The sequence below is a fragment of the Mycobacterium sp. E1715 genome, assembly GCF_001667625.1.
Lineage (GTDB): Bacteria > Actinomycetota > Actinomycetes > Mycobacteriales > Mycobacteriaceae > Mycobacterium.
In genome coordinates, this window is the sequence record NZ_LZJJ01000001.1 from 1 (window position 1) to 602 (window position 602).

The window sequence follows — 602 nt, forward strand, 5'->3', positions numbered from 1 at the left end:
GGTCGACGACAGTACATACACGCCACCCACCAGCACCGCGATAAGCGCGATCGCGGTGGTGTAGCGCAGCCCCCGGCTGCCGGCGAGGCGCTTGATCATGGCGACTTCGGCCTGATGATCCAGCGCTCTTGGATGAGTCCGCGCAGGTAGTCCGCGAGGCTGGCCGGCATCTTGCCCGGTTGGTAGAAGAAGTCGAACATTGTCGCGATCAACGGCGCGGGGATCACACCGTAGACGTTGACGTTGAATCCGGGTCCGGACCCGACGACCTCGCCGAGCTCGGTGGCGTAGGTGGGTAGCCGTTTGAGGGCCTCGGTGATGTAGTCGCGGCGCTCGTTGAGGTTGCTCAGCACATCGTTGAGCTTGCTCAGGGCCGGGCCGAACTCCTTGCGGTTGTCGGCGACGAACCCGGAGATCTGCGCCGACAGGCCCTGGATCCCCGAAATGAGCTGCCCGATGGCGGCCCGCCGCTCGTCGAGCGCTGCGAACAACTCGTTGCCGTCGTCGACCAGCTTGTTGACTTGGTCGGCGCGCTGGAGGATCTGGGCCAGAACGCCAACAACCTGAACAAGTCCCAGTTCGAGCAGGCGTTGAACGTGTTG

1 protein-coding gene and 1 pseudogene are annotated in these 602 nt (G+C 64.1%); both read right to left on the reverse strand.

Features of this window, described 5'->3' with window-relative positions; genetic code table 11:
* On the reverse strand, positions 1-99 hold a 99-nt coding region (locus tag A9X03_RS29985), incomplete at its 3' end, for a hypothetical protein (RefSeq protein WP_231975229.1).
* Positions 96-602, reverse strand: a pseudogene (locus A9X03_RS00005) (mammalian cell entry protein); the annotation flags it as partial. The gene A9X03_RS29985 and the pseudogene A9X03_RS00005, both read right to left, overlap by 4 nt.